The 21637-nt window shown below is 61.8% G+C and carries 19 protein-coding genes; 7 read left to right on the forward strand and 12 right to left on the reverse strand.

Annotated features, from left to right (window positions below):
• Positions 1–43: 43 nt before the first annotated feature.
• Positions 44–1081 carry a LacI family DNA-binding transcriptional regulator gene (locus tag BMZ46_RS12570; protein ID WP_074689436.1) on the reverse strand — a complete coding sequence of 346 codons (1038 nt, stop codon included), beginning with the start codon at positions 1079–1081 and terminating at the stop codon, positions 44–46.
• Positions 1082–1287: 206 nt separating this feature from the next.
• On the opposite strand from BMZ46_RS12570, the gene BMZ46_RS12575 reads away from it, so the two are divergent.
• From BMZ46_RS12575 to mgrA, 3 genes are read left to right on the forward strand one after another with little or no spacing between them, the layout of a single operon-like run.
• The gene (locus BMZ46_RS12575; RefSeq protein WP_074689438.1) at positions 1288–3513 is read left to right on the forward strand and encodes a TonB-dependent receptor; all 2226 of its coding nucleotides are present in this window, start codon (positions 1288–1290) and stop codon (positions 3511–3513) included.
• Position 3514: 1 nt separating this feature from the next.
• Positions 3515–4834 carry an LLM class flavin-dependent oxidoreductase gene (locus BMZ46_RS12580; protein ID WP_074689440.1) on the forward strand — a complete coding sequence of 440 codons (1320 nt, stop codon included), beginning with the start codon at positions 3515–3517 and terminating at the stop codon, positions 4832–4834.
• Between the two features lie 39 nt (positions 4835–4873).
• Positions 4874–5911, forward strand: a complete 1038-nt coding sequence (gene mgrA / locus BMZ46_RS12585) for an L-glyceraldehyde 3-phosphate reductase (RefSeq protein WP_074689442.1) — start codon at positions 4874–4876, stop codon at positions 5909–5911.
• 143 nt (positions 5912–6054) lie between these two features.
• Here mgrA and tauD read toward each other — a convergent pair whose 3' ends face one another.
• The 7 genes from tauD to BMZ46_RS12620 form a co-directional block, all read right to left on the reverse strand.
• Positions 6055–6897, reverse strand: coding sequence for a taurine dioxygenase (gene tauD, locus BMZ46_RS12590; protein WP_074689444.1), 843 nt, complete (start codon positions 6895–6897; stop codon positions 6055–6057).
• A 57-nt stretch (positions 6898–6954) separates the two neighbouring features.
• Positions 6955–7794 carry a taurine ABC transporter permease TauC gene (tauC, locus tag BMZ46_RS12595; protein ID WP_074689446.1) on the reverse strand — a complete coding sequence of 280 codons (840 nt, stop codon included), beginning with the start codon at positions 7792–7794 and terminating at the stop codon, positions 6955–6957.
• Positions 7791–8585, reverse strand: coding sequence for a taurine ABC transporter ATP-binding subunit (tauB, locus tag BMZ46_RS12600; protein WP_011331959.1), 795 nt, complete (start codon positions 8583–8585; stop codon positions 7791–7793). Before tauB ends, tauC begins: the two co-directional genes overlap by 4 nt.
• Positions 8586–8601: 16 nt before the next feature.
• Entirely contained in the window at positions 8602–9579 is a 978-nt protein-coding gene (tauA, locus tag BMZ46_RS12605; RefSeq protein WP_007952702.1) for a taurine ABC transporter substrate-binding protein, read from the reverse strand.
• A gap of 341 nt (positions 9580–9920) precedes the next feature.
• Positions 9921–11504, reverse strand: a complete 1584-nt coding sequence (gene gshA, locus BMZ46_RS12610) for a glutamate--cysteine ligase (protein ID WP_039764572.1) — start codon at positions 11502–11504, stop codon at positions 9921–9923.
• A 214-nt stretch (positions 11505–11718) separates the two neighbouring features.
• Positions 11719–12102 carry a PaaI family thioesterase gene (locus BMZ46_RS12615; RefSeq protein WP_052266506.1) on the reverse strand — a complete coding sequence of 128 codons (384 nt, stop codon included), beginning with the start codon at positions 12100–12102 and terminating at the stop codon, positions 11719–11721.
• On the reverse strand, positions 12102–14426 hold the full coding sequence (locus BMZ46_RS12620) for a Tex family protein (protein ID WP_074689448.1): 2325 nt from the start codon (positions 14424–14426) through the stop codon (positions 12102–12104). The genes BMZ46_RS12615 and BMZ46_RS12620 overlap by 1 nt, the downstream gene beginning before the upstream one ends.
• Before the next feature lie 360 nt (positions 14427–14786).
• Between BMZ46_RS12620 and ompR the strand changes: the two genes are divergently transcribed.
• Both ompR and BMZ46_RS12630 read left to right on the forward strand, forming a co-directional pair.
• Positions 14787–15527: an osmolarity response regulator transcription factor OmpR gene (ompR, locus tag BMZ46_RS12625; protein WP_007952694.1), complete on the forward strand. Its 741-nt coding sequence runs from the start codon at positions 14787–14789 to the stop codon at positions 15525–15527.
• 114 nt (positions 15528–15641) lie between these two features.
• Positions 15642–16955: an ATP-binding protein gene (locus tag BMZ46_RS12630; protein WP_039764576.1), complete on the forward strand. Its 1314-nt coding sequence runs from the start codon at positions 15642–15644 to the stop codon at positions 16953–16955.
• Positions 16956–17038: 83 nt separating this feature from the next.
• On the opposite strand, the gene rimK is transcribed toward BMZ46_RS12630, so the two are convergent.
• From rimK to BMZ46_RS12645, 3 genes are read right to left on the reverse strand one after another with little or no spacing between them, the layout of a single operon-like run.
• On the reverse strand, positions 17039–17944 hold the full coding sequence (gene rimK / locus BMZ46_RS12635) for a 30S ribosomal protein S6--L-glutamate ligase (RefSeq protein WP_007949201.1): 906 nt from the start codon (positions 17942–17944) through the stop codon (positions 17039–17041).
• Entirely contained in the window at positions 17941–18387 is a 447-nt protein-coding gene (locus tag BMZ46_RS12640) for a retropepsin-like aspartic endopeptidase RimB (protein ID WP_170844915.1), read from the reverse strand. The genes rimK and BMZ46_RS12640 overlap by 4 nt, the downstream gene beginning before the upstream one ends.
• A 49-nt stretch (positions 18388–18436) precedes the next feature.
• Positions 18437–19216: a S6 modification regulatory phosphodiesterase RimA gene (locus BMZ46_RS12645; protein WP_074689451.1), complete on the reverse strand. Its 780-nt coding sequence runs from the start codon at positions 19214–19216 to the stop codon at positions 18437–18439.
• A gap of 116 nt (positions 19217–19332) precedes the next feature.
• Here BMZ46_RS12645 and BMZ46_RS12650 point away from each other — a divergent pair, with 116 nt between their 5' ends.
• Complete coding sequence (locus BMZ46_RS12650; RefSeq protein WP_011331966.1) at positions 19333–19740, forward strand: RNA-binding S4 domain-containing protein; 408 nt, start codon at positions 19333–19335, stop codon at positions 19738–19740.
• A gap of 69 nt (positions 19741–19809) precedes the next feature.
• Here the strand turns inward: BMZ46_RS12650 and BMZ46_RS12655 are convergent, their stop codons facing one another.
• Entirely contained in the window at positions 19810–20610 is an 801-nt protein-coding gene (locus tag BMZ46_RS12655) for a phosphatase PAP2 family protein (RefSeq protein WP_074689453.1), read from the reverse strand.
• A gap of 104 nt (positions 20611–20714) precedes the next feature.
• Here BMZ46_RS12655 and hslO point away from each other — a divergent pair, with 104 nt between their 5' ends.
• Entirely contained in the window at positions 20715–21617 is a 903-nt protein-coding gene (hslO, locus tag BMZ46_RS12660; RefSeq protein ID WP_011331968.1) for an Hsp33 family molecular chaperone HslO, read from the forward strand.
• Positions 21618–21637 lie beyond the last annotated feature (20 nt).

Below are 21637 nucleotides of genomic sequence, written 5' to 3' on the forward strand. Positions count from 1 at the left end.
GGTTTCATTTAGAGCATAGCCAAACCCGCCCACGCCATATTCGTCAGGTACTTTCCCGCTCTATGACCGTGCACTGCAGCAGATTCAACCGCTGTACCTCATCGCTCGGCAACACGCCAAGGCTTTCCAGCACCCGCGTCGCTGCCAGTACACCGATCTCCAGCGCCGGCGGTTTGATGGTGCTCAGGCTCGGCAGCAGCATCTCGGCGAACGGGTAGTCGCCGAAACCGAGGACGGCGCAGTCTTCGGGGATCTTGAGGCCGGCGCGTTGTCCGGCCAGCAGGCCGCCGGCGGCGAGGTTGTCGTTGGCGAAGATGATCGCGTCCGGGCGGGGTGAGGCGTTCATCAGCGCTTCCATTGCTTGCTTGCCGGCCTCGAATGGGGCGCGATCGGCGTCCGGTGCGAACACCCACGGTTCCAGGCCCAACTCACGCACGGTCGCCGCATAACCGTCGCGGCGCTCCAGTGCGCTGAAGTCGCCGGGTGCGCTGTTCTGCACGAAGGCGATGCGTCGATAGCCTTTGTTGTGCAAATAACGAGCGGCGCTGACACCCACTTCGAAGTGCGAAAAGCCGATCTGCATCGGCTCGCGATCCGGCTGGTAATCCCAAGTTTCGATCACCGGGATATCCGCTTCGGCAAGCATCTTTTCTGTGCCCTCGCTGTGGAAGTGACTGGTCACCACCAGCGCCGCCGGCGACCAGCCGAGGAAGGCCCGCACGGCGTTTTCTTCCTGTTCAGTGCTGAAGTAACTCGAGGCAAGAAGTAGCTGGTAGCCGTGACGGCTGAGGGTGTCGCTGAAGCCCTGAATGGTGTTGGCGAAGATCGGCCCGGAGATGTTCGGGATCACCATGCCGACGATTTTCCCCCGCGCCGAGGCGAGCCCGCCGGCCACCAGATTCGGCACATAACCCAGTTCGGCGACTACCGCCGCGATGCGCTCGCGGCGTTCCGGCGAGACCTGTTCCGGCTGGTTGAAGTAACGCGACACGGTGATCGCCGAAACACCGGACTGGCGCGCCACCGCGTTGAGGGTCACGCGACCGGCGCCACGGCGTTTGCGGGGCTTTTCTTCGCTCAAGGCTCGATCCTTTTTAAAAACCAAAACGCATATAAAAGTAATTTTTCAGTATTGGACGGTCTATGTCCGGCTTGCCAATACTGGCGATGTTAGCGCTAACAAGGCGCGTTGTCTGCTACTCGCTCGAGCGAATGCCCAAGACACCGATACAGGCGCTGTCGTCGCAGAACGGCAGCGGTTCAGGGCAACTTTTCGAGCGGGCAAACATGCACAACATTCCTGGGGCGACACACACATTGGCGCAATCGATCCGCGCTGCGGGCTGGCTACTCACCGGGCTGGCCGCGCTGCCGTTGCCTGCCGCGTTCGCCGCCGATAGCACCGATCCGGAGCCGACCCTCAAATCCGTCACGGTCACCGCCACCCGCCGCGAAGAGTCGCTGCAAAAAGTGCCGGTGGCGGTATCGGTGATCGACGGCGAGCAGCTGGAACGCGACAACCGCAACAGCGTGGCGAGCATCGTCCAGCAAGTGCCGTCGCTGAATTTCCGCACCGGCGCGTCGAACAAGGACACCTCGCTGTTCGTGCGCGGCGTGGGCACGATCTCCACCTCGCCAGGCGTCGAGCCGACCGTGGCCACGGTGATTGATGGCGTGGTCTACGCCCGTCCCGGCCAGTCGACCCTCGATCTGCTGGACCTGGAACGCGTCGAAGTCTTGCGCGGCCCGCAAGGCACGCTGTTCGGCAAGAACGCTTCGGCCGGCGTGCTGAACATCACCAGCAAGGCGCCGACCGCCGAGACCCACGGCTACATCGATCAGTCGTATTACAGCGGCAATGAAAGCCGCACCCGGTTCGGCATCGGTGGCAGCCTGATTCCGGACACGCTCAAGGGCTCGATCAGCACCTTGTTCGGCACTTACGACGGCAACGTCGACAACCAGCATAACGGTCAGGAGGTAAACGGCTACAACCATCGCGGCGTGCGCGGCAAACTGGAATTCACCCCGAACGACGACGTCACCTTCACCCTGATCGCCGACTACATGCAGTCCCACGATGACGGCCCCAACGGCGTCGTGACCAAGTCGTTGACCCCGGCCTTCGCCAATGCGTTGAGCCCGGTCAGTGCCACCAGCCACAATCGCGACATCAACACCGACACCCGCTCCCACGTCGAGGACACCAACAAGGGCCTGTCCGGCCAGCTCGACTGGCAACTGGGCGATTACACCCTGACGTCGATCACCGCGTGGCGTGGCTGGGACAACACCCAGTATCAGGACGGCGACCGTCTCGGCACGGTAACGGCCGCGTTCCCCGGCACGGCGGACAAGGGCGATCTGGCCTTCGACCAGTACTCGCAGGAGCTGCGTCTGGCGTCGCCGAAAGGCGAGTTCCTCGAATACGTTGGCGGCCTGTTCTACATGCACGGCAAGGACGAGGAAACCTATCAGCGCACGCTGACCACCACCACGCGGACTGATCGCGGCGTCGCCGATTACAGCACCACCAGCGACAGCTACGCGGTGTTCGGCGAAAGCACGCTGAATTTCACCTCGGACTTGCGTGGCATCGCCGGCCTGCGCTACACCCACGACGATCTGGAATACGATCACCGTCGCGTTTCCACTTCCGCCACCACCGTCAGCGGCATTCAACCGGCCACCCGCAGTTCCGGGTCGGTGGATGAGGACGGCTGGTCCGGCCGGCTCGGTTTGCAGTACGACCTGAGCGATACCGTCACCACTTATCTGACCTATTCGCGTGGCTACAAAGGCCCGGCCTACAACGTGTTCTTCAACATGCAGCCGCGCGACACCGAAGCGTTGAAACCGGAGACGTCCAACACCTGGGAGGCGGGGATCAAAGCCTCGTCCTGGAACAATCGCCTGACCACCAACCTCGCGGTTTTCCACAGCGACTACGACAACTACCAGGCTAACTTTTTCGACACCGTCGCCGGGCAAGTCGTAACGCGCCTGATCAACGCCGGCAGCGTCAGCACCGAGGGCGTGGAACTTGATTACGCCCTGCAGGCGAGCCAGCAACTGAAGTTCTCCGGCGCGCTGGCCTACACCCGCGCCCGCATCGACGAGTTCGCCTGCCCGGCGGGCGCGGCGGCGTCGTGCAACGTCAACGGCAAACCGCTGCCGTTCAGCCCGGACTGGAAAAGCTACGTGCGGGCCGACTACACGATCCCGCTGGATAACGGCCTGGATATCGAACTCGGCACCGACTACAGCTGGCAGAGCGAAGTGCAGTACGACATCAGCCAGAACACCGACACCAAACAGGGCGCCTACGGCCTCTGGAACGCCAGCGTGGCTCTGGCCGATTACACCAACGGCTGGCGCGTGGCGTTGCTCGGCAAGAACCTCACCGACAAGTCGTATTCGCCATTGCTCGCCAGCGGTGGCAACTACATCTACCGCGCCGTGCCTCGCGACGACGAGCGCTACTTCGGCGTGCAACTGCGCAAGGACTTCTGAGATGAGCAGACAGCTGAAACTCGGCGCGTTCCTCATGGCCACCGGGCACCACGTCGCCGCGTGGCGTCATCCGGACGTGCCGGCCAACGCGGGACTGGATTTCGCCCATTACAAACGCCTGGCGCAGATTGCCGAGGCAGCGAAGTTCGACACCCTGTTCGTCGCCGACAGCGTCGCTGCGCCGACCCAGGACATCGCCAGCCGCATGGCCCGTTCGGATCACTTCGAACCGTTGACCTTGCTTTCGGCCTTGAGCGCGGTGACCGAGCACATCGGCCTGATCGCTACCGCCACCACCAGCTACAACGAGCCGTATCACGTGGCGCGCAAGTTCGCTTCGCTCGATCACCTGTCCGGCGGGCGAGCGGGGTGGAATCTGGTGACCTCGGACAACGCCGCCGAAGCGCAGAATTTTGGCCGCGACGAACACATCGGCCATGTCGAACGCTACAGCCGCGCCCGGGAATTTCATCAGGTGGTCACCGGGCTCTGGGACAGTTGGCAGGACGATGCCTTCATTCGCGACAAGGTCACTGGCGCGTATTACGACCCGGAAAAACTGCATGTGCTGGATCACGTCGGTGAGCACTTCCGGGTCAAGGGCCCGCTGAACGTCGCGCGTTCGCCACAGGGTCAGCCGGTGATCGTGCAGGCCGGCTCGTCGGAAACCGGACGTGAACTGGCGGCACAGACCGCCGAAGTGGTGTTCACCGCGCAGACTTCACTGGCCAGCGCCCAGGCGTTTTACGCGGACCTCAAGGGGCGCTTGCCGAAGTACGGACGCAGTGCCGATTCGCTGAAAATCATGCCCGGCGTGTTTGTCGTGGTCGGGCAGACGGAAGCCCAAGCGCAGGAAAAATGTGAAACGTTTCAGCAATTGGTCGAACCCGAGGTTGGTGTCGCCTTGCTTGGGCGTATGCTGGGCAACTTCGATCTGTCGAAGTACCCGCTGGACGGGCCGCTGCCGGAGTTGCCGCTGACTGACAGCGGCCAGCAAAGCCGACAGAAACTGTTGACCGAACTGGCCGGCCGAGAACATCTGACCCTGGCCGAACTGGGTCGCAGAATCGCCGGCGGTCGCGGGCATTACAGCGTCGTCGGCACACCGGCGCAGATTGCCGACCGTTTGCAGGAATGGTTCGAGCAGGGCGCGGCGGACGGTTTCAACGTGCTGGTGCCGCACCTGCCTGGCGGGCTCGAAGACTTCGCCAATGGCGTGGTTCCGGAACTGCAACGGCGTGGGCTGTTCAGAACCGAATACGAGGGCCGGACCTTGCGCCAGAACCTTGGCCTCGCCCGGCCCGGCAACAGATTTGCGTAGCAATCGACACCCCATTCAAGACCGACAAGAGAGGATTCGATGACTTACACCGCTGCCGAGAATCGCTACAACTCCATCCCTTACCGCCGCGTCGGACGCAGCGGTCTGGTGCTGCCGGCGCTGTCCCTGGGCCTGTGGCACAACTTCGGCGACAGCACGCCGATCGATACTCAGCGCTCGTTGCTGCGCACGGCGTTCGATCTGGGGATCAACCACTTCGACCTGGCCAACAACTACGGCCCGCCCTACGGCAGCGCCGAGACCAATTTCGGCCGTCTGCTGCGCGAAGACTTCAAGCAGTATCGCGATGAACTGATCATCTCCAGCAAGGCCGGTTGGGACATGTGGCCCGGCCCTTACGGCCAGGGCGGCGGTTCGCGCAAATATGTGCTGGCCAGCCTCGACCAGAGCCTGCAACGCCTGGGCCTGGACTATGTGGATATCTTCTATTCGCACCGCTTCGACCCGGACACCCCGCTGGAAGAAACCGCCAGCGCCCTCGCCACGGCGGTGCAGCAGGGCAAGGCGCTGTACATCGGCATCTCGTCGTACTCCGGGGTGAAAACCCGCGAAATCGCCGCGTTGCTCAAAGAGTGGAAAGTGCCGCTGCTGATTCACCAACCGGCGTACAACCTGCTCAACCGCTGGGTGGAAAAGGACCTGCTCGACACCACCGATGAGCTCGGCACCGGCGTGATTGCCTTCACCCCGCTGGCGCAAGGCCTGCTGACCGACAAGTACCTCAACGGCGTGCCGGCGGATGCGCGGGTCAATCGTCCGGGTGGTGGTTCGTTGCAGGCTTCGCATTTGTCCGAGGCGAACATCGCTCACGTGCGGGCGTTGAATGAAATCGCCAAGCGTCGTGGGCAGAGCCTGGCGCAATTGGCGTTGGCGTGGACGCTGCGGGATCCGCGAGTGACTTCGGCACTGATCGGTGCGAGCCGGCCGGAGCAGATTATCGAGAACGTTGGGGCGTTGAAGAATCTGAGTTTCAGTGCGGAAGAGCTGGCGGAGATTGACCGGTTTGCTCAGGAGGGCGGGATTAATCTTTGGGAGAAGCCTTCGACGGCAGAATAACGACACACAGATCGTTCCCACGCTCCGCGTGGGAATTCAGCCCGGGACGCTCCGCGTCCCCTGCCAAGCCGAACGCGGAGCGCCCGTAGAGGCGTTCCCACGCAGAGCGTGGGAACGATCAATCTTGCTCTTGCGTTAAAGGCTCAGCGAAAAAACGGCACATCCCCCAACACCGTAGCCCGCTGCATCACCCGCCGCGCCGGACGGTAGTCATCCACCGCGTAATGCTGCGTCACGCGGTTGTCCCAGAACGCAATGTCATCTTTCTGCCAGCGCCAGCGAATGGTGAATTCCGGCCGCGTCGCATGCGCGAACAAGAACTTCAACACCGCTTCGCTCTCGGTCTCCGACAGCTCATTGATCTTCGACGTGAACCCTTCGTTGACGAACAACGAGCGCCGTCCGCTCACCGGGTGCGTGCGAATCACCGGGTGCGACAGCGGTGGATTCTTGCGTCTCGCCGCTTCCCACTGCGCCAGCGCTTCGGGCGTGTTGCCGTAGCGTTCCAGCGGAAAAGAACGGGTGAAATCGTGAGTCGCGGTCAGCCCTTCGAGCAGTGCTTTCATCGGCGCCGACAGCGCCTCATATGCGGCAATCCCGCTGGCCCACAACGTGTCGCCACCGAACTCCGGCAACAGCTTGGCGCTGAGCACCGCGCCCATGGCAGGGGTCGGCAGGAAGGTCACGTCGGTGTGCCAGATCGCGTTGTCGCGCACGTCGGTGACGGCGGTGTCGAGGATCAGCACTTCCGGTTGTTCCGGTACGTTCGGGTAGATCGGGTGAATGTGCAGGTCGCCGAAATAGGCGGCGAAGCGCGCCTGCTGCGACGGCTCGATCGGTTGATTGCGGAAGAACAGCACCTGGTATTTGAGCAGTGCCTGCTCGATGGCGTCGCGCTGTTCCAGGTTCAGCGGCTGGCTGATGTCGACGCCGCTGATCTGTGCGCCGAGGGCCGAGCTTAACGGGGTGATGTTCAGGCTGCTCATGGTGGTTCTCTTCAATTCCGGGGCCCCGAAACTGTCGGGGTAGTCAGTGCTGAAAAATCAGTGGGCCTGGCCGTGCCACGGCACCAGTTTGCGTTGCAGGGCGCGCAGGCCCATTTCCATGGCGAAGGCGATCAGGGCGATGACCAGAATCCCCAGTACCACCACATCGGTGACCAGGAACTGCGCGGCCGACTGCACCATGAAGCCCAGGCCGCTGGTGGCCGCGATCAGTTCGGCGGCGACCAGCGTCGACCAGCCCACACCCAGGCCAATGCGCACACCGGTCAGAATGTCCGGCAGGGCGCTTGGCAAAATCACATGGCGAATCAGTTGCGCGCGGGTGGCGCCCAGCGACTGCGCGGCGCGCAATTTGGCCGGGTCGACGGTGCGCACACCGGTGGCGGTGGCAATCGCGATCGGAGCGAAAATCGCCAGGTAGATCAGCAGCACTTTCGACAACTCGCCGATGCCGCACCAGATCACGATCAGCGGCAAATAGGCCAGTGGCGGAATCGGCCGGTAGAACTCGATCAGCGGATCGAGCACGCCACGGGCGATGCGGTTGGCGCCGATGGCGATGCCCACCGGCACCGCGGTCAGAATCGCAAAACCGAGACCCAGACCGATGCGGCTGAGGCTCGCGCCCAGGTGCTGCCACAACGTCGAATCCATGTAGCCCGTGGTCGCCAGCAACCAGCCTTTTTGCAGCACGGCGGACGGTGGCGGCAGGAACAGCGGCTCGATCAGGCCGGTAGCCGTGACGGCCCACCAGATCACCAGCAAGGCGAACAAGGTCAGCAGGCTGATCCAGCGGGTGCTGAGACGGCGGCGCACGGGAGTCGCCACTGACGTGGCGGCGGGTTTCACGGCGGTGGCGGAAACGTCGTAACTGCTCATGCGCGCTCCTGCCGCTGAACGGCACTGCGTTGCGAGAACACTTTAGCCAGCACGTGTTCGCGGGTTTCGATGAAGCGCGGATCGGACTTGATCGCCCGCGCCGATTCGCCGGCGGCGTAGCGCTGGCCGAAGTCGAGATGCAGACGCTCGACGATCTGCCCCGGATTCGGCGCCAGCAGAATCAGGTCAGTGGCGAGGAACACCGCTTCTTCAATGTCGTGGGTAATCAGGAACACCGGTTTGGCGGTGCGTTGCCAGACTTGCAGCAACAGTTCCTGCATCTGTTCGCGGGTGAAGGCATCGAGGGCGCCGAAGGGCTCGTCCATCAGCAATACACGTGGGTCGGCCGCGAGAGCGCGGGCCAGGCCAACACGCTGTTTCTGGCCGCCGGACAGCTGCCAGATGCGACGATGTTCAAAACCGGAAAGGTCGACCAGCGCGAGCATTTCCCGGGCGCGCTGTTCGCGCTTGTCCTTGGCCACACCGGCCAGTTCCAGACCGAAAGCGACGTTGGCCAGCACGTCCTGCCAGGGCAACAGGGCGTCGTCCTGGAACACCACGCCGCGTTCGGCGCTCGGACCTTTGACCGGCACGTTGTCGAGGGTGATGCGGCCGGCGCTCGGTTCGACGAAACCGGCAATCAGGTTCAACAGCGAAGTCTTGCCACTGCCGGACGGGCCGAGGGCCACCAGCAATTGCTGCGGGCCGAGGGTCAGGGAAATGTCGGACAGTACCGGTTCCGGGCTGCCGGGATACTGTGCGCTGATGCGCTCCAGCTGTAGCAAGGCCATCGCGATTAACTCCCGATCAGTTGGTGATGTACTTGGCGCTGACGTACGGCGCGTAGTCCGGCAGTACCGCTTCGACCTTGCCTTGCTCCTTGAGGAACGCAGCGGTGTCGGTGATGGCTTTGGTGGTCGGTGCGCCGAGGTCGCTGACCTGATCCGCCGCCAGTGGGTAGACGTTGCCTTGCAGCAGCAATGGGATGTCGCTGGCTTTGGCGCCGGACAGTTTCACCAGCTTGTCGACGTTGCTCTGATTGGCCAGCCAGGCTTTCGGATCCTTGCGGTAATCGGCGTAGGCGTCGAGGGTGACCTTGGCGAAGGCAGTGACGATTTCCGGGTGCTTCTCGGCGAAGTCCTTGCGCACGATCCAGGCGTCGAAGGTCGGCGCGCCGAACTTGGCCAGTTCACCGGAAGTGATCAGCACTTTGCCGTTTTCCTTGGCCACACCCAGCGCCGGATCCCAAACGTAGGTGGCGTCGATGTCACCGCGTTTCCACGCGGCAATGATTGCCGGCGGGGCGAGGTTGAGCACGGTGACTTTCGAAGGATCGATGTTCCAGTGCTTCAGCGCGGCCAGCAGGCTGTAGTGACCGGTGGACACGAACGGCACGGCGATTTTCTTGCCGACCAGATCCTGCGGGGTCTTGATGCCCGAGCCGTCACGGGCGACCAGCGCTTCGGCGGCGCCGATCTGGGTGGCGATGAGGAAGGTTTCCACCGGAACTTTGCGGGTGATCGCAGCGGTCAGCGGGCTGGAACCGAGGTAGCCGATCTGCACGTCGCCGGAGGCGATGGCGGCGATGATGTCGGCACCGTTGTCGAATTTGCGCCAGTTGATGTCGGCTTTGGTGGCTTTCTCGTAGGCGCCGTCGGCCTGGGCGACTTTCGCCGGGTCAACGGTGGTCTGGTAGGCGACGGTGAGGTCGGCGGCCTGAGCCAGAAAACTCGCAGCAGCCAGAGAGGCCACGGCCAGCAGGCGAAGCGGGAAATTCAGTTTCATTCAAGAGCTCCATATCAGGCGACCGAGCGTCGGCGTGAAAGGAGACTAAATGATCTAAGAATCTAAAAATAAATAACTTTTTAGAATGAGCTTATGAGCGGAAAAATCTAAGCCGGGGGTATTTGATAGTTCCCACGCTCTGCGTGGGAATTCAGCTTGTGACGCTCCGCGTCACTGGGACGCAGAGCGTCCCTTGAGGCTTTTTTTGATCGTTCCCACGCTCTGCGTGGGAATGCAGCTCGTGACGCTCCGCGTCACTTGAACGCGGAGCGTCCATTGAGGCGTTACCACGCAGACGGTTCGACGCCTCGACGTGGGAACGATCAAAGAACCTTCTGATGTCAGTTGCTGATCGCCAGAATGCTCGCCTGATACGACCCGACAAACACGTCGAAATCGCCCACCTCGTTCTGCTCCAGCTCCGCCTGTTGCGCCAGCGAAGACCGCGCCAGTTCTTCGAACTTCGCTTGCTCTTCAGCCGCCAACGGCTCGCTGCGGAAGAACTCGGCGTGAGCCTGGCTCTGGCGCAGGGAGAATTGCGCGAAGCTTTCCTTGTGCGTGGCCATGGCCGCCAGCACCTGGGCCGAAGGCGTCAGGGATGAATCCTTGACCTTGGCCAGTTGCGCATCGAGCGCCTTGCTGTGGGCATCGCCGCCATGGCTTTGATCCAGCAGCGCCGCCAGCGGAGCGATTTTTTCCAGCAGTTCGGCAGCCCATTCCTTCAGCTCGACCGGTTGGCCGTCGCGCTGCAATTGCAGGCCCGGACGGCGACCTTCCTTGACCACACTGAGGAAGTTGGAGGTGGCGTTGCCGCAGGAATTGTTGGTCAGCAGCGGGCTTTCGTTCAGCGCGCAGTACAGCAGGAATGCGTCGAGGAAGCGCGACTCGGTGAGGTCGATGCCCATCGGCAGGAACGGGTTGATGTCCAGGCAGCGCACTTCGACGTACTGAATGCCACGGGCCATCAAGGCCTGGATCGGCCGCTCGCCGGTGTAGGTCACGCGTTTCGGGCGGATGTTCGAGTAGTACTCGTTTTCGATCTGCAGGATGTTGGTGTTCAGTTGCACCCACTCGCCATTCTGGTGCGTACCGATTTCAACGTACGGCGCGTACGGCGTGGCCACCGCTTGGCGCAGGCTGTCGGTGTAGCTCGCCAGATCGTTGTAGCACGGGGTCAGGCCCGCCTGGGCGTTGCTCTGGTAACCGAGGTCGCTCATGCGCAGGCTGGTGGCGTAGGGCAGGTAGAGGGTGTCCGGATCCAGCTGTTCCAACTGGTGCGAGCGACCGCGCAGGAAACCCGCGTCCAGCGCCGGCGAAGCGCCGAACAGGTACATCAGCAGCCAGCTGTAGCGGCGGAAGTTACGGATCAGCGCGATATAGGACGACGACTGGAAATCCCGGTCGGTGCCGACGAAGCCTTCGGCTTCTTTCAGCAGCGGCCAGAGCTTTTCCGGCAGGGAGAAGTTGTAGTGAATCCCGGCGATGCACTGCATGGTCTTGCCGTAACGCAGGGCCAGGCCCTTGCGGTAGACGTACTTGAGCTGACCGATGTTGGAGGTGCCGTAATAGGCGATCGGGATGTCTTCCTCGGCCGGCAACGGGCACGGCATCGATGGACTCCACAGGTACTCGTTGCCGAGCTTGCTGTAGGCGAAGCGATGAATCTTGTCCAGGCTGGCGAGGGTATCGGCCGGGTCCGGCAGGGCGGGCGTGATGAACTCCAGCAGCGACTCGGAATAGTCGGTGGTGATCTGTTCGTTGGTCAGCGCGGAACCCAGGGCTTCAGGGTGCGGCGTCTGGGCCAGGCGGCCTTCGCCGGTCACCCGCAGGCATTCACGTTCGATACCGTGAAGGCACTGCTCAAGCAGAGAGAGGTTAGCGCGCTCGCCGAGCAGAGCCAGGCGGCGGTTGAGAAGTTCGCTCAATTTGGATTCCTTCACGCGTCAGTCGCCCCAATATGGGGGTGGGCAGGACGGTCTACAAGGGTGAAGTTGAAACTGGCGTTTTCGCCTGGTTTTCGGGCCATGAAAGCCCCATTGGAAACGCCAACTTCAGTCCCTGAATCTGGCAGACGCGGGCGAGGAAAACTCCGACGCTGCGATCACAGCGCCGAAATTAACTCAAAATGATGAACAACATCTACAGGACAGCGAACGTGCCTTGCGCTTTTGCGACCAGTTTGTCGCCCTGCATCACGTCGGCTTCGACCACCAGCGTGCGCCGGCCCGGGTGGATCACCCGCGCCGTGCACAGCACCTCGCCTTCCGAGACGGCGCGGATGTAGTTGATCTTGCACTCGATGGTTGCGCTCTGCTGGTCGAAACCGTGGGTGCTGGAGCAGGCCAGCCCCATGGCGATATCGACCAGACTGAACAGCGCGCCGCCGTGCAGCTTGCCGCCGCGATTGCGCAGTTCGGGTTCCAGCGCCAGGGCGACTTGCGCCACCCCGGTTTCCAGGCTGTGCAGACGGCAGCCCAACAGCTTGAAAAACGCGCTCTCGACAAGCCCGGCCGGCATTTCCATCAGCGTTTCTTCAACTGCTTGGCGTTGGCGAACAGCGACGCCATGGCGTTATTCACCGGAGCCGCCGGGGTGCTTTCCTTGCGCGGCGCCGAACCTTGCGACTGGCGTGGCGCCGAGCCCGGACGCGAGCCACGGGCACCGTCGATCTTCTCGCCCGGGGTGTCGCTCATGCGCATCGACAGGCCGACGCGTTTGCGCGGGATGTCGACTTCCATGACCTTCACCTTCACCACGTCACCGGCCTTCACCGCTTCGCGCGGATCCTTGATGAATTTCTCCGACAGCGCCGAAATGTGCACCAGACCGTCCTGATGCACGCCGATGTCGACGAACGCACCGAACGCGGTCACGTTGGTCACGACGCCTTCGAGGATCATCCCCAGTTGCAGGTCCTTCAGGTCCTCGACGCCTTCCTGGAACTCGGCGGTCTTGAACTCCGGACGCGGGTCGCGGCCCGGTTTTTCCAGCTCTTGCAGGATGTCGGTGACGGTGGGCAGACCGAAAGTCTCGTCGGTGAATTTCTTCGGATCCAGACGCTTGAGGAACGCCGCATCGCCGATCAGCGAGCGGATGTCACGGTCGGTTTCAGCGGCGATGCGCTGCACCAGCGGATAGGCTTCCGGGTGAACGGCCGAGGAGTCCAGCGGGTTGTCGCCGTTCATCACGCGCAGGAAGCCGGCGGCCTGTTCGAAGGTTTTCTCGCCCAGACGCGCGACTTTCTTCAGCGCCGCGCGGGTTTTGAACGCGCCGTGCTCGTCACGGTGGGCCACGATGTTCTGCGCCAGGGTCGCGTTGAGGCCGGAGATCCGCGCCAGCAGTGCCACGGAGGCGGTGTTCACGTCCACGCCCACGGCGTTCACGCAGTCCTCGACCACGGCGTCCAGGCCGCGCGCCAGTTTCAGCTGCGACACGTCGTGCTGGTACTGGCCGACACCGATGGATTTCGGGTCGATCTTCACCAGTTCGGCCAGTGGATCCTGCAGGCGACGGGCAATCGAAACCGCGCCACGGATCGACACGTCCAGATCCGGGAATTCCTTGGCTGCCAGTTCCGAGGCCGAGTACACCGATGCACCAGCTTCGGAAACCATGACCTTGGTCATTTTCATTGCTGGATATTTTTTGATCAGTTCGATGGCCAGCTTGTCGGTCTCACGGCTGGCGGTGCCGTTGCCGATGGCGATCAGGTCGACCGAGTGCTTGGCGCACAGGGCGGCCAGGATGGCGATGGTCTGATCCCATTTGTTGTGCGGCACGTGCGGGTAAACCGTGGCGTGATCCAGCAGCTTGCCGGTGGAGTCGACCACCGCGACCTTGCAGCCGGTACGCAGGCCCGGGTCGAGGCCCAGGGTTGCGCGCGGGCCGGCCGGGGCGGCCAGCAGCAGGTCGTGCAGGTTGTGGGCGAACACGTTGATCGCTTCGGTTTCGGCGCCGTCGCGCAGCTCGCCGAGCAGGTCGGTTTCCAGGTGGGTGTAGAGCTTGACCTTCCAGGTCCAGCGCACCACTTCGCTCAGCCATTTGTCGGCCGGACGGTTCTGGTTCTGGATGCCGACGTGCTGGCCGATCATGCCTTCGCACGGGTGCAGGGTGCCCGGCAGCTCTTCGCCGACTTTCAGCGCTGAGCTGAGAATGCCTTCGTTGCGGCCACGGAAAATCGCCAGCGCGCGGTGCGACGGCATGCTTTTCAGCGGTTCGTCGTGTTCGAAGTAATCGCGGAATTTCGCGCCTTCCTCTTCCTTGCCGGCGATTACGCGGGCACTGAGAGTGGCTTCCTGCTTCAGGTAGGTGCGCAGTTTTTCCAGCAGGTTGGCGTCTTCGGCGAAGCGCTCCATGAGGATGTACTTGGCGCCTTCCAGTGCTGCCTTGGCGTCGGCCACGCCTTTTTCCGCGTTGACGAAGCGCGCGGCTTCGGTTTCCGGGGTCAACGACGGGTCGTTGAACAGACCGTCGGCCAGTTCGCCGAGGCCGGCTTCCAGGGCAATCTGGCCCTTGGTGCGGCGCTTCTGCTTGTACGGCAGGTACAAGTCTTCGAGGCGGGTCTTGGTGTCGGCGAGTTTGATTTCGCGCTCCAGCTCAGGGGTGAGTTTGCCCTGCTCCTGAATGCTGGAAAGAATGCTGATGCGCCGTTCGTCGAGTTCTCGCAGGTAGCGCAGACGCTCTTCCAGATGACGCAGTTGGGTGTCATCGAGGCTGCCGGTCACTTCTTTCCGGTAACGGGCGATGAAGGGAACGGTAGAGCCTTCATCGAGTAGCGCGACGGCCGCTTCGACCTGTTGTGGGCGTACGCCGAGTTCCTCGGCGATGCGGCTGTTGATGCTGTCCATAAAACCACCTGACAAATTGTGAAAGCAGGCTCGCAGGCGCGTGAATTAAGGCCCGGAGTCTGGTGGGGCGGCTTGATGCTGGCCGCTGCCTGGGTCAAAAGGCATCCCATTGACCCGTGAAATCGAACAATTACTGCGGCGCCCATGAAAATAAGGGACGGCCACCTGCGGTAACGATTCAGACGTTGCCTGGCACAAAAGGCCGCGCATTATAACCAGCGTTCTGTCATTCGGGGGCGACGCAGTCTGTAGGCACAAGCCCCGGTTTTCTGGCAGTGAAGGAAAAATCTGCTAACAATGCACACGGTGCGTATAACGGCAGCTACGCCATAATGCGCGCCGAGCTAAAAGGAGCATCCAATGAGCAGCACTGCACAAACTGCTGAAGGCGAAAAAATTCTCATCGTTGACGACGATCCGGGGCTGAGCAGCCTGCTGGAACGCTTTTTCGTCAGCAAGGGCTACCGTGCCCGCGCCGTACCGAACACCGAGCAGATGGATCGTCTGCTGTCGCGTGAAGTGTTCAACCTGGTCGTCCTCGACCTGATGCTGCCCGGCGAAGACGGCCTGACTGCTTGCCGTCGCCTGCGTGGCGCGAACAATCAGATTCCGATCATCATGCTGACCGCCAAGGGCGACGAGCTGAGTCGTATCAAGGGCCTGGAACTGGGCGCCGACGACTATCTGGCCAAACCGTTCAACCCGGACGAGCTGATGGCCCGCGTCAAGGCCGTGTTGCGCCGTCAGGCCGCACCGGTGCCGGGCGCGCCGGGCAGTGAAGAAGAAAACGTCACGTTCGGCGACTACGTGCTCTCCCTGGCCACCCGCGAACTCAAACGCGGCGATGAAGTGCACATGCTCACCACCGGTGAGTTTGCGGTACTCAAGGCTTTGGTGATGAACGCCCGTCAGCCGCTGACCCGCGACAAGCTGATGAACCTGGCCCGTGGCCGTGAGTGGGATGCCCTTGAGCGTTCCATCGACGTGCAGATTTCCCGTCTGCGCCGGATGATCGAACCCGATCCGTCCAAGCCGCGTTACATCCAGACCGTCTGGGGTGTTGGTTATGTGTTCGTGCCGGATGGCAACTCCACCAAGTGATGGGTGATTTGTAGGAGCGAGTCTGCGGGGGACGGTCGGAAACGCCGTCCGCGCAGACTCGCAATCCGCAATATGCGAGCATTGCTCGCTCCTGCAAGTGTGTAGCGGTTATCCATGAAAACCCCCGTCTGGTTCCCCCAAAGTTTCTTCTCCCGCACCCTGTGGCTGGTGCTCATCGTCGTATTGTTTTCCAAGGCATTGACCCTGGTTTATCTGTTGATGAACGAGGACGTGCTGGTGGACCGCCAATACAGCCACGGCGTCGCCCTGACGCTGCGTGCCTACTGGGCCGCCGATGAAGAAAACCGCGCGAAAATCGCCGATGCCGCGACCTTGATCCGGGTGGTCGGCGCCGGTGTGCCGGAAGGCGAACAACATTGGCCCTACAGTGAAATCTACCAGCGGCAGATGCAGGCGGAGCTGGGCGCCGACACCGAAGTGCGCTTGCGCATGCACTCACCGCCGGCCTTATGGGTTCGCGCGCCGAGCCTCGGTGATGGCTGGCTGAAAGTGCCACTGTATCCACACCCGTTGCGTGGCCAGAAAATCTGGAACGTGCTCGGCTGGTTCCTGGCGATCGGTCTGCTGTCCACGGCGTCTGCGTGGATTTTCGTCAGTCAGCTCAACCAACCGTTGAAGCGTCTGGTCTACGCCGCCCGGCAACTCGGCCAGGGCCGCAGCGTGCGCCTGCCGATCAGTGACACCCCCAGCGAGATGGCCGAGGTTTATCGCGCCTTCAACCAGATGGCCGAAGACGTCGAGCAGGCCGGCCGCGAGCGTGAGCTGATGCTGGCGGGGGTCTCGCATGACTTGCGTACGCCGCTGACCCGTTTGCGGCTGTCGCTGGAGTTGATGGGGGACCGCACGGATCTGACCAACGATATGGTGCGCGACATCGAAGACATGGACGCCATCCTCGACCAGTTCCTCGCGTTCATTCGTGATGGTCGGGACGAGTCGGTGGAGGAAGTGGATCTCAGTGATCTGGTGCGTGAAGTCGCGGCACCGTACAACCAGAGTGAAGAGAAAGTGCGCCTGCGCCTGGAGCCGATCCAGCCGTTCCCGTTGCGGCGGGTGTCGATGAAGCGTTTGCTGAACAACCTGATTGGCAACGCGTTGAATCATGCCGGAGGGAGCGTGGACGTCGCGGCCTATGTATCCGGGGACACGAGTGCGCCGTACGTGGTGCTGAGCGTAATGGACCGTGGGGCGGGAATCGCCCCGTCGGAACTTGAGGCGATTTTCAACCCGTTCACCCGAGGTGATCGGGCGCGGGGCGGAAAAGGTACCGGCCTGGGGCTGGCGATCGTCAAGCGGATTGCTTCGATGCACGGCGGCAATGTTGAACTGCGCAACCGCTCCGGTGGCGGGCTGGAGGCGCGGGTTCGATTGCCGCTGGGGTTGATGCTGCCAAGAGATGCCGTTTAACGGCAGCTACAAGCGGCAAGCGACAAGCCAAAGCTGCTTTTACTCGCCGCTTGCAGCTCGTAGCTCGCCGCTCCCCAGTGCCCCTATCCCTTGCCTTTGGTGCGGGTCATGTTCGGCCCGCCATTCTTCTCAAGGTGTTCGATGATGATCCCCGCCACGTTTTTGCCCGTGGTGGTTTCGATCCCTTCCAGGCCAGGTGACGAGTTCACCTCCATCACCAGCGGCCCGTGGTTGGAGCGAAGGATATCCACACCCGCTACCGCCAGGCCCATGACCTTGGCCGCGCGCAACGCAGTCATGCGCTCTTCCGGAGTGATCTTGATCAGACTGGCGCTGCCGCCACGGTGCAGGTTGGAGCGGAACTCGCCGGGCTTGGCCTGACGCTTCATGGCCGCGATCACCTTGTCGCCGACCACGAAGCAGCGGATGTCGGCGCCGCCGGCTTCCTTGATGTATTCCTGCACCATGATGTTCTGCTTCAGGCCCATGAACGCCTCGATCACGGACTCCGCAGCCGTTGCGGTTTCGCACAGCACCACGCCGATGCCCTGGGTGCCTTCGAGCACTTTGATCACCAGCGGCGCGCCGTTGACCATGTCGATCAGATCGGGAATGTCGTCCGGCGAGTGGGCGAAGCCGGTCACTGGCAAACCGATGCCCCGGCGCGACAGCAATTGCAGCGAACGCAGCTTGTCCCGCGAGCGGGCGATGGCCACCGATTCGTTGAGCGGAAACACGCCCATCATTTCAAACTGGCGCAACACCGCACAGCCATAAAACGTCACCGACGCGCCGATCCGCGGGATCACTGCATCGAAACCCTCCAGCGGCTTGCCGCGATAATGGATCTGCGGCTTGTGGCTGGCAATGTTCATGTAGGCGCGCAAGGTGTCGATCACCACCATTTCATGCCCGCGCTCGGTTCCGGCTTCGACCAGACGGCGGGTGGAATACAGACGCGGGTTCCGCGACAGCACAGCGATCTTCATGCAACACCTGTGGAGGAGGTAGATACCGGGAACACCGGCTTGTCTTGTACATATTTGATGCCCGGATTGACCACCAGCTGGCCGTCGATCAGGGCTTTGGAACCGAGCAGCAGGCGATAGCGCATGGACTTGCGGCAGGCGAGGGTGAATTCGATCGGCCAGACCCGATCACCCAGGGCCAGGGTGGTGCTGATCACGTAGCGCACCTGAGCCTGGCCATTCGAACTCTTGATGGTCTTGCGGGCGACCAGCGGCGCTTCGCAGCGTCGATGGCGCAGCTGCACGACGGTGCCCAGGTGCGCGGTGAAGCGCACCCACTTCTCGCCGTCGCGTTCGAACGGCTCGATGTCGGTGGCATGCAGGCTGGAGGTGCTGGCGCCGGTGTCGATTTTTGCCCGAAGGCCGGCGACTCCCAGATCCGGAAGCGCCACCCACTCGCGCAAACCGATAACGGTCAAATGGTCAAATGTCTTCAATGGAAAAAACCAACAATTAATGCGTCCACGCTTCAGGGGATACCTGGGCCAACGCTTTGAATGCGGGCCTGGCGAACCAGTAACCCTGCATCAGAAATATTCCGCAGTCCGCCAGGAAATCCCGCTCACCAGCGCTCTCGATGCCTTCGGCGATGACTGTAACGTCCAACTCCGCACAGATTGTGACAATCCCCCGAACGATAGCCTGACGAACACGGTCACGGTCGATATCGCGGATCAGCGCCATATCGAGCTTGATCAGGTCCGGTTGGAAATCGGCCAGCAGATTGAGCCCCGAATAGCCGGCACCGAAATCGTCGATGGCCGTCTTGAAGCCGAATTCGCGGTATTCACGCAGAATATTGGTCAAATGGCGATAGTTATCTACATGCTCGCTTTCCAGTGTTTCGAAAATCAGCCGGTCGATCGGAAAATTGTGTTTCCTGGCGGCCTCCAGGGTGCTGCGAATGCACAACTCTGGACGATAGACGGCGTTGGGCATGAAGTTGATCGACAAGTGTGTCTGCATATTAAGTTCGGCCGCGCCTTCGATGGCGCGAGTCCGGCAGAGCTGGTCGAAACGGTAGCGGTTATCTTCTGTAACCTGATCCAGCACGGTTAATGCGCCTTCACCAGCCGCACCACGAACCAGTGCCTCGTAGGCGTACACCGACTCGTCACGCAGATCCACGATGGGCTGATAAGCGAACGAAAAATCGAAGCCCAGCGGCTCGCTTTGCTGGCAGCCCAGGCACCCGGATTTGGGCGAGGTCAATGAAGACGGAAATTTGGTCACTCGATCACTCCATGCCGTTGAACCGGCGAAGATCACAGTTTATCTGGAGGGCCGAGTTCTTGCGCCCGACAGAATCGGTAGTACAGTTCCGACTACTGGCTGAACGAGGAATTCATATGGCACAAAAAAGCGAAGAGGACGACAAGGTTCGTCTCGATAAGTGGCTGTGGGCCGCGCGTTTTTTCAAGACTCGCGCCTTGGCCAAAGCCGCCATCGAGAGTGGCAAGGTGCATTGTCGCGGAGAGCGCTGCAAGCCTGGCAAAGAACCACGCATTGGCGATGAATTCGAGATTCGCGCCGGCTTCGACGAAAAGACCGTTGTAGTTCAGGCCCTGTCGATCGTGCGTCGCGGCGCACCTGAGGCGCAGACGCTGTATGCCGAGACCGAGGCCAGCATTGCCAAGCGTGAAGCGGCTGCGGCGATGCGCAAGGCGGGCGCTCTGGGTGTCACCACCGACGGCAAACCGAGCAAGAAGCAGCGTCGGGATCTGTTTAAATTTCGTGGGAACAGTAGCGGCGAATAAAAAACGCAGCCTGCCGGCCTGGGTTCAAGACCCGCCGGCGGCTGCGCTTTTTTGTTCAGCAATGTTCGATTATTGCGCGGACACCACACTCATCCGCGAAACCACCGGCAGTTTGCCCAGCAGCCGGAAAACCGGTGCCGTGATCTTCAACCAGAAGTTCGCCGCGTGATAAGCAAACGGCGTGTAGTAACCCCAGCCCAGTGCCCACACCGCCAGCAGCATGCCGCCGATGTAATCGTCCTGGCCCCAATGAGCACCGGCGACCAGACGCGGCAACATGAACAGCAGTGCCAGGCCCCAGATCACCAGAAACTGACCAGCCGTACGGCTGAACACGCCCATGAACAGCGCCCAGATCAGCAGCACCGAGGCGTGGTCACCGGGGAAACTCTGGCTCGAGCGATCCTTCAGCTCCCAGGTCTTCTCCAGATGCGGGAAGTAATCGCTGATATGCACGGCACCTTCGAGCACCATCGACGGGCTGCTGTGCTGCCAGCCCATGTGATCGGAGAACTTGGAAAACAGCGCGCGGATCACCACCATCAGCAGCAGGATCGAGAAAAAACCGAAAAAGGCGCGGCGCACGTCAATCGCCCTGAACACCCAGTCGCCCTTGATCAGCAGCGTCAGCAGAATCAGGCCGACGACGATGTCGAACGGTCGCAGACTTGCAATTGCCCAGATGTGGAGCCATATGGGGTTGCTGGCCAGCGGTGCGTTGAGTGAGCGGAACAGCCACTCGTCGAAAATCACACACAGCATCTGACCTGTAGGCCATAACCAGAAAGCCAGTAGTGCCAATGGCACAACGTTGCACAGAACCAGCCGGCCGAGGTTCCACCTTGATTGGAACAAACCCGGATTGTTCATAAAATGCCTCCCGTGGCTGAACATCGGCATCAAAAAGGATGCCAGAAGCGCGGGATTTTCATTCTTTGTAACCATTTTGTCATCACATTCAGATACCCAGACCTATGACCGATTTCCTCGATACCGATTACACCCAACGCTTCATCTTCGATGACAGCGACACGCGCGGCGAACTGGTGTCGCTGGAGCGCAGCTACGCCGAAGTGCTCGCCAAGCACCCGTACCCGGAGCCGGTTGCGCAATTGCTGGGCGAACTGATGGCCGCCGCCTCGTTGCTGGTGGGCACCCTGAAATTCGATGGCTTGCTGATTCTTCAGGCCCGTTCCGAAGGCCCGATCCCGCTATTGATGATCGAATGCTCCAGCGAGCGAGAAATCCGTGGCCTGGCGCGCTACCACGCCGAGCAGATCCCGGCCGACGCAACCCTCGGCGACCTGATGCCGAACGGTGTCCTTGCCTTGACCGTTGACCCGATCGCCGGCCAGCGCTACCAGGGCATCGTCGACCTCGACGGCGAAACCCTGTCCGACTGCTTCACCAACTATTTCGTCATGTCCCAGCAGGTCGGCACTCGCTTCAAGCTGTGCGCCGACGGCCGTCGTGCCCGTGGTCTGTTGCTGCAGCAACTGCCGGCCGATCGCCTGAAAGACGAAGAAGAACGCGCCGCCAGCTGGCAGCACATCACCGCGCTGGGCAACACCCTGACCGCTGATGAACTGTTGAGCCTGGACAACGAAACGGTTCTGCACCGCCTCTACCATGAGGAGCAGGTTCGTCTGTTCGATGTGCAGAAACTGCGCTTCCACTGCAGCTGCTCCCGCGAGCGTTCCGGCAATGCACTGGTCAGCCTGGGTCTGGAAGATGCGCAGGCGCTGGTGGCCGAGCAAGGTGGCCAAGTCGAGATCGATTGCCAGTTCTGCAACCAGCGCTACCTGTTCGACGCGGCAGATATCGCTCAATTGTTCGCTGGCGCGGGCGTCGAGACGCCGTCAGATACCCGGCACTAAAACGGTTCAGCGCAGGTAAA

This window comes from Pseudomonas sp. NFIX49 (genome assembly GCF_900115915.1).
Taxonomy (GTDB): domain Bacteria; phylum Pseudomonadota; class Gammaproteobacteria; order Pseudomonadales; family Pseudomonadaceae; genus Aquipseudomonas; species Aquipseudomonas pharyngis.

Bases quoted from the DNA above. Each gene is read 5' to 3' on its own strand.
- BMZ46_RS12615 (WP_052266506.1), bottom strand. From the start codon at position 12,102: ATGGAAATGCCGGCCGGGCTTGTCGAGAGCGCGTTTTTCAAGCTGTTG.
- ompR (WP_007952694.1), top strand. From the start codon at position 14,787: ATGAGCAGCACTGCACAAACTGCTGAAGGCGAAAAAATTCTCATCGTT.
- hslO (WP_011331968.1), top strand. From the start codon at position 20,715: ATGACCGATTTCCTCGATACCGATTACACCCAACGCTTCATCTTCGAT.
- BMZ46_RS12655 (WP_074689453.1), bottom strand. From the start codon at position 20,610: ATGAACAATCCGGGTTTGTTCCAATCAAGGTGGAACCTCGGCCGGCTG.
- tauC (WP_074689446.1), bottom strand. From the start codon at position 7,794: ATGAGCAGTTACGACGTTTCCGCCACCGCCGTGAAACCCGCCGCCACG.
- tauA (WP_007952702.1), bottom strand. From the start codon at position 9,579: ATGAAACTGAATTTCCCGCTTCGCCTGCTGGCCGTGGCCTCTCTGGCT.
- tauB (WP_011331959.1), bottom strand. From the start codon at position 8,585: ATGGCCTTGCTACAGCTGGAGCGCATCAGCGCACAGTATCCCGGCAGC.
- BMZ46_RS12650 (WP_011331966.1), top strand. From the start codon at position 19,333: ATGGCACAAAAAAGCGAAGAGGACGACAAGGTTCGTCTCGATAAGTGG.
- tauD (WP_074689444.1), bottom strand. From the start codon at position 6,897: ATGAGCAGCCTGAACATCACCCCGTTAAGCTCGGCCCTCGGCGCACAG.
- BMZ46_RS12620 (WP_074689448.1), bottom strand. From the start codon at position 14,426: ATGGACAGCATCAACAGCCGCATCGCCGAGGAACTCGGCGTACGCCCA.
- mgrA (WP_074689442.1), top strand. From the start codon at position 4,874: ATGACTTACACCGCTGCCGAGAATCGCTACAACTCCATCCCTTACCGC.
- rimK (WP_007949201.1), bottom strand. From the start codon at position 17,944: ATGAAGATCGCTGTGCTGTCGCGGAACCCGCGTCTGTATTCCACCCGC.
- BMZ46_RS12580 (WP_074689440.1), top strand. From the start codon at position 3,515: ATGAGCAGACAGCTGAAACTCGGCGCGTTCCTCATGGCCACCGGGCAC.
- BMZ46_RS12575 (WP_074689438.1), top strand. From the start codon at position 1,288: ATGCACAACATTCCTGGGGCGACACACACATTGGCGCAATCGATCCGC.
- BMZ46_RS12630 (WP_039764576.1), top strand. From the start codon at position 15,642: ATGAAAACCCCCGTCTGGTTCCCCCAAAGTTTCTTCTCCCGCACCCTG.